6 protein-coding genes and 1 pseudogene are annotated in these 6,343 nt (G+C 46.6%); 3 read left to right on the top strand and 4 right to left on the bottom strand.

The window, feature by feature from the left end; translation table 11 throughout:
* A pseudogene (locus ACUVJL_RS39430) lies at nt 1-579 on the bottom strand (hypothetical protein); the annotation flags it as partial.
* A gap of 863 nt (nt 580-1,442) precedes the next feature.
* Here ACUVJL_RS39430 and ACUVJL_RS39425 point away from each other — a divergent pair.
* Both ACUVJL_RS39425 and ACUVJL_RS39420 read left to right on the top strand, forming a co-directional pair.
* Nucleotides 1,443-1,922, top strand: a complete 480-nt coding sequence (locus ACUVJL_RS39425) for a YqhA family protein (RefSeq protein WP_445250792.1) — start codon at nt 1,443-1,445, stop codon at nt 1,920-1,922.
* 201 nt (nt 1,923-2,123) lie between these two features.
* Nucleotides 2,124-2,366, top strand: coding sequence for a ChaB family protein (locus tag ACUVJL_RS39420; RefSeq protein WP_333124236.1), 243 nt, complete (start codon nt 2,124-2,126; stop codon nt 2,364-2,366).
* Between the two features lie 605 nt (nt 2,367-2,971).
* Here the strand turns inward: ACUVJL_RS39420 and ACUVJL_RS39415 are convergent.
* Nucleotides 2,972-3,280 carry a hypothetical protein gene (locus ACUVJL_RS39415; protein ID WP_445250791.1) on the bottom strand — a complete coding sequence of 103 codons (309 nt, stop codon included), beginning with the start codon at nt 3,278-3,280 and terminating at the stop codon, nt 2,972-2,974.
* A 145-nt stretch (nt 3,281-3,425) separates the two neighbouring features.
* A complete protein-coding gene (locus tag ACUVJL_RS39410) occupies nt 3,426-3,716 on the bottom strand; it encodes a hypothetical protein (protein WP_445250790.1) in 291 nt (96 codons plus the stop codon).
* Nucleotides 3,717-4,008: 292 nt separating this feature from the next.
* Here ACUVJL_RS39410 and ACUVJL_RS39405 point away from each other — a divergent pair, with 292 nt between their 5' ends.
* Nucleotides 4,009-4,728, top strand: coding sequence for an SAM-dependent methyltransferase (locus ACUVJL_RS39405; RefSeq protein WP_445250789.1), 720 nt, complete (start codon nt 4,009-4,011; stop codon nt 4,726-4,728).
* A 181-nt stretch (nt 4,729-4,909) separates the two neighbouring features.
* On the opposite strand, the gene ACUVJL_RS39400 is transcribed toward ACUVJL_RS39405, so the two are convergent.
* The gene (locus ACUVJL_RS39400; protein ID WP_445250788.1) at nt 4,910-6,010 is read right to left on the bottom strand and encodes an iron-containing redox enzyme family protein; all 1,101 of its coding nucleotides are present in this window, start codon (nt 6,008-6,010) and stop codon (nt 4,910-4,912) included.
* Nucleotides 6,011-6,343 lie beyond the last annotated feature (333 nt).

Here is a 6,343-nt window from a genome sequence, read left to right as displayed (position 1 = left end):
CGTACCGCTTGTACCGCTTGTACCCGTGCCAGTCGTACCGCTTGTACCGCTTGTGCCGGTGCCAGTCGTACCCGTTGTACCGCTTGTACCCGTGCCAGTCGTACCGCTTGTACCGCTTGTGCCGGTGCCAGTCGTACCCGTTGTACCGCTTGTACCCGTGCCAGTCGTACCGCTTGTACCCGTTGTGCCCGTGCCGGTGCCAGTCGTACCGCTTGTACCCGTTGTGCCCGTGCCGGTGCCAGTCGTACCGCTTGTACCCGTGCCCGTACCTGTCGTACCGGTTGTACCCGTTGTGCCCGTGCCAGTCGTACCAGTTGTACCGCTTGTACCCGTGCCGGTGCCTGTCGTACCGGTTGTACCCGTACCAGTTGTACCCGTACCGCTTGTGCCTGTACCGCTTGTACCCGTACCGCTTGTGCCAGCAGCGCCGCCAACACCGCCGCCTGCACCGCCACCTGCACCCCCGCCTGCACCGCCGGCTCCCGACTGGGCTGAAGCAGGCACTGCTAAGGAAACCGTTGCTAAACCTAAAGAACAAGCGCTTGCTAAAACAACTTTCAACAATTTAGAAGATTTCATGGTAATTTTTGCTTTTACGTAGAGTGCTGCGATCGCTTGTGATGCCAAAACCGCAGGGTCAAATTGACAGGGTAACGTGCGACTTTTTTAACCTTTGCTGCGGGATAATGAAGGTAAGGAAGCAAATTTAGTTCCGTTCCCTTGATTATTTTTCCCCGATCAATTACACCGCAGCCTTAACAGCTTATAAGCTATTACGTATCGTTCAAGTTCGCCATTCATCTTTAGGAATATTTGGTAAAATAGCGTTTTATTTCAGGTGGTGGATGATATTTAATTGGGCGGCCGACTAGCTAGATCAAAACTTGCGCGCGGGAGATAGAAACCGGGTTGATCAGAAAAATTTTGGGTTGAGTAACGAGACATATACGAATCACCTGGGTTTCTGAGACAAGCGCGCGGATATTCCTCTAAATTTTCCCTGGCTGCTGGGGCTTTGAGGCAGAAATTCTTGATTTTATCACCGTCAATTTGGGCTTAGGGTTCCGCCAGATGAGTTAGTTTAATATTTTTTTGAGCGCTATTTTTCCTTAACTTGTTGCTGGCAATTTGGGCACTCGCAGAATACGGCTCAAACTTTTCCAGGAAAATAAATTATCTCAAAACGCACGATCGACCCTCATAGTCCCACAGCGCCTGCAACCCCGCAACAGCAAGGCTTTTGACTGGGGTTTGACGAGCGTTAAACAGGAAGGCGAACTGAGGGCTATCCGACGCGAACCCGCGCGACATTAAATTAACCAGCGGCGGCGCACTCGTCAGAATAGTTTGTGAGTGCGATCGGGCAAACCCTGCTATAGTAAAGCCAAAGGTATGCCACAGAGCGCTTATTATCTAACACATTTCCCAAGGGGACATCAACTATGCTGCATCGAATTCTTGCCAGAAGTCGCTATCTAATGTTAATCGCTGTATTAGGTTCTTTTGCAGCGTCTGTGACGCTTTTGATCTACGGTGCCCTGGAAACCGTCATTACCATCGGCCACACAGCTACAGTACCGATTTCCAGCGAAAACTCGAAAAAACTGATTCTGTCTTGCATCGAAGTTGTAGATCTGTTTCTCCTCGCCACAGTATTTTACATTACTGCACTCGGACTGTACGAGCTGTTTATTGACGAGCGCATCAAAGTACCCTACTGGCTGGAAATTCACAGCATCGACGACCTGAAAACCAAACTCACCAGCGTCATTGTAGTAGTGTTGAGTGTATTGTTTCTCTCTGAGGTAGTTCGGTGGAACGGCGGGACGAACATCCTTCCCTTGGGAGCGGGTATCGCTTTAGTAATCGCTGCGCTGACGTATTTCCTAAGTTCGCAGGTGAAAAAGCCGAAGTCAGAGTAATGGCTGTTTAACCAGGGAAATTAGCAAAATCCGGCTGAATCAGCAACGGCAATCAAATTGGCTTATTTCTTCACAATAAATTTAATATTACATCTGTCTTCAGACTGATAAGAATGCAATCTCAAACTTGCTTTTAGAGAGAGGAAGGTAGTTGCTTGAAGTATATAAGATAGAACTTATCTTTAACAATTGGAAACTATTATGCCGGAACAACAATTTGACACCTTACCTTCAGAAGCACAAGAACTGCCCCAAGGAGCGCAGCAAATTTTTCAAGCTGCTTTTAAAAGCGCTAGCGAAGATGGAATGAGCGAAGATGCTGCTACTAGGGTTGCTTGGAACAGCGTAAAATCTGAATATGTTCAAGGCGAAGGTGGCACGTGGCATCACAAGGGCGACGATACTAACCAAACCAACAAATCTGTACAGTCTGGTGGCAATTAAGTAGGTGGTTACAAATAAACAGTACATGGAAAGGGCGGGTGAGAGCAGTCATATACTGGCTTCAATAAAAGTGATGTTTAGCTAAACCCGCTCCTACAAAATACTCTGTTTTTTTGGCGCTTACCTATTTAGTCATCAGTCATCAGTCATATCCAGCTAAAATAACGGTGTTCAGGTTATTAGTAAGGACTAAAGTCCTCACTAATAACCAATTTGATAGATGTTGGAGCGGACATAATATCATCAGTCATTCGCCATGTACTGATGACCCAGCACAAAAACGGATACTTGCGAACGACAGGAGTCGTCAGCAGCCCAAAATTTTCGACTCTTGTTCTAGGTTCGAGATTTATCTGTGAAGTCCATCTAAAATCCTTCGACGCTCGCGCTCACGCCGAAATCTAAAATCTAAAATCTAAAATCTAAAATCGACTCGGCTGATCGGTAATGATTTAGGTTAGTAAAGGTCGGATTCGGTGCTGTTCATGATTTAAATGCTGCTGTAGTCTAAAATCTAAAATCTAAAATCTAAAATCGATTGACTGATGGATAATAATTTAGGTTGATAGGTGTCGGGTTCGGTGCGGTTACTGATTTAAATGCTGCTATTCAGGAGTTAATGGAGCGTAGTTAATCGGGTGTCGCATATCCCATTGCAATTCGGCTAAAACGAGTAAGCTAAATACCATTACGGCTCCCGTAAATAGGAAAGACCAGCCGTCGGTGTAAGGCAAAATTAAAATCCCCGACAGGTGAAACAAACTTGCTGCTAAAAGCGCACGCGATCGCACTGCGAATCCAGTCCCAAAATACCCAATTCCGCTGATTCCCAACCACAGGGGACAGAGATTCGCCAACACTTTTTCCCAACCTAAAAAAATGCCCAAATCGGTCAGCACCAATCCTAAAAACATTAGTATTACCCAACCATAAAGCAATACGGTTCAGTTAAGCTCGATCCCCCCTAGCCCCCCTTAAAAAGGGGGGGACAAGAACTTACTCTTGCGTCCCCCGTATTAAGGGGGATGCTGCAAGGGATCTCGCCCGGAATAAATATTTTTAACCCAAGCGTATTGAACCATAAAGCACCCAAGTCAGGCGTGCTATTTTCACCCAAGAGTATGTCATGCTTACCCTTGCTGCTGTACCTCCGATGCCCAGCACTGACCACAAACCTGCTTGCAACATCCAACTCACAGGAAAAAATTGTGCTGTGCCGAACATGGGTATTAACAGCAAGCTCCACAGCAGGGAAGCTCGATCGAGACAAGTATAAAATTGTGAATAAAATCGATCTTTGCCAAGGGGAAACTGCACCTGCCAAAGCCCTTCTAACTCCTGAACGTCCATCTTAAGCTGTTTGCGGCGCAGAAGCGGAACAGAATAATTAAAAAAGTCATATCTGACACTATTAAAATTTACAATTATTTGCTTAGGTACTATCTCACCAGCAATCGCTATAATTGCAATCTGTCAATCGGATTAATGTAGTTAATTTGATAATCTGTCGGCAGTAATAGTTATTCGATCGCAGCACGTTAAAGAGATAGATTTCACAAGTTGATAAAATAGCTCTTGCGACAGATGGCTGCAATATTACTTATTGGATAATTTTATTATAGTCAACTTTGTTACAGAATTTATGCTCACTTCATCCCATCCTCTGAAACAGGTATTCCACTGCCCGGAAGAATCGGATTTTTACGCGCACTGCTTGGAAAGTTTAGTGTTAAATGGCAAGAACAATTATCGACTTATCGTAGAGTTTGGTTCAGGAGAGGGAAGTCCAGTTATTAAGTCTTTGCTGAGAACGGATTTTGACGGGAAAATACAGGGATTTGAGCTAAATAAAGTAGCTTGTAAAATTGCTGAGTCTCAAATTAAGGAATATGAACTGAGCGAAAAATACACCGTCAACAATTGCTCTTTTTTTGATTCGCCTTTATACCAGTCGGCCGATTGTATAATTTCAAATCCGCCTTACTTGCCGGCGGTGGATGATAAGATTTACCAGCCGTTGTTGCACGGCGGGACTGATGGTTGTACAATTGCTAAGAAACTTTTATCTTTGGACTGCGATGAAGTTTTGTTGATGGTTTCTAGCTATTCTAATCCTGTGGGTTTGATCGATTATGCCTTGGATCGAGGCTACTCGGTTGCGAATTTTGAAATTGCACCTTTAAATTTTGGCTATTATAGTTCGGAACCCAAGGTGAAAAGCGCGATCGCCACTCTGCGAGAACAGGGAATGGCTTTTTATTCGGAAAATATCTATCTGCTGGCTGGAGTTGTGTTTAAGAAGCAGCAAAAGTCGCAAAGAGATTTGTCGATCGAGCTAATTCAGTTAATGACAGCATTTTAAAATACAGCCGTGGTAGGGTGCCTCTGAGATGTTGCACCATTTTCAGCAACAGGCAAGATGCCTGTTCCACAAAGAGTGTATTTCTTGTGGAACAGGCATCTTGCCTGTTCCTAAAAGGCTTATTGAAAACGGTGCAAGATCGAGGGTGCATCAGTCTCTGACGTACCCTACTATATAGCCGTTAATTGGGTTCTGCGGTTTGGATCGATCGCACTACAGCAGCAGCAGCCCGAGCGCCCATCGACTTCTGCTGATCGTACCCCAACACCAGCTCCCACGCATCCTGCGGGTATCTATCAACCAGGGGGATCGCCACTTCATCCAACATCCAGCGGCCGTGACGCTCGTCTTCTCGGATGTGCAGTTCCCAATAACTCATCGCAGCCTGCGAGAGGCCTAGACGCTCGACCCCGGCTACATAATTGCGGTAAGTGACGGGTCCGGCCACCTCAAAATAAGTGAGTCCGCCGTTGTAGCGCAGAAAATAGCGCTTGCGTTCGGTCAGCAGAAAGTTGTGATTGATGCTTGCGAGCACTTGCCAAGGCACTAAATCGAAGTACGCTTCTGGTTCTGTACTCATATCGAATTCGGCCAGCATTTGAGCAAAAAAGGTCGAGTGCTTGCGGGGGAGGCGACCGCCGCCGTATTCTTCGATCAGCACCCGCGTCAGCGTTGACTGAATTTCGTTGCCGACACCGCCGAGGATGCGAGAAAGGTGGCTGGCTTCAACTAAACCGTCGATAGCACCGATCGCCAGCAGGTGTCTGTATCCGGCTGCTGTCATCTGTTCCCGCAAATAGCGATCGGTCTCGTTCAAAGGAGGATCGACATCGGCGGCCGCGCGTGAGCGCAGCGCTTGCTTGACATCCGGCAATTTTTGCAGGGCTGCAACGTCGATTTGGGCGATTTCCCACTGCTGCCAAGGTTCCTCAATGCGATCGCGCACAGAACGCAAATAGTGCGATCGTTCGTTATTGTAGCGGCGTAAATCGTCGTACCAAAACAAGTTGAGGCGGTTGATACGGTAAAGCACGCGCTGCAAGAAGCGGTGAGCGGCCTCCGAGCCGTTCGGTTCCTGATAAGCCGATCGAACAGCCACTGCGATCGCGCTTTCAAAATCGCTGACAAGTAACGGTTTTGTCGCCACCGTCTTGTCTAAATCCTCGAGTTCTAGCAAATCGACAAATTGCCACTCGGCTGCTTCATAATTTGGGAGTACGGGTTGCTTTTTGGAAACACTCCGCGAGTCTGAAGAAGGAAGTATCTCTATCGTGTTTTGCATGGAATCTACTTATGCTAACTCTAATTATTGTGCTGCCTACCCACACAGCCAACCGTTGCAGATTGCTGAGGATGATGGCTACTTAATTTCACGATACCGAATCAGTCAGCCGCATACACCTTTCCATTGATAGAGATTTGATCGCTACCGTCTCATACCCTTTTCAACTTGTGAGTAAACGTAACAACCTTTATGGAAAGTGGGTATTAACTTATATCAGGCTTCGTTCTCAATCACCTGTTTAGAAACGGGCAAGATGCCCGTTCCACAAAAACTCCATTTTCTTGTGGAACGGGCATCTTGCCCGTTCTTGAAAACTCCATTTTCTTGTGG

Origin of the sequence: Microcoleus sp. OTE_8_concoct_300 (assembly GCF_031383065.1) — a bacterium.
Lineage (GTDB): Bacteria > Cyanobacteriota > Cyanobacteriia > Cyanobacteriales > Microcoleaceae > Microcoleus.
Note: the sequence above shows the minus strand (reverse complement) of the source record. Positions and strands in the feature narration are given on the sequence as shown.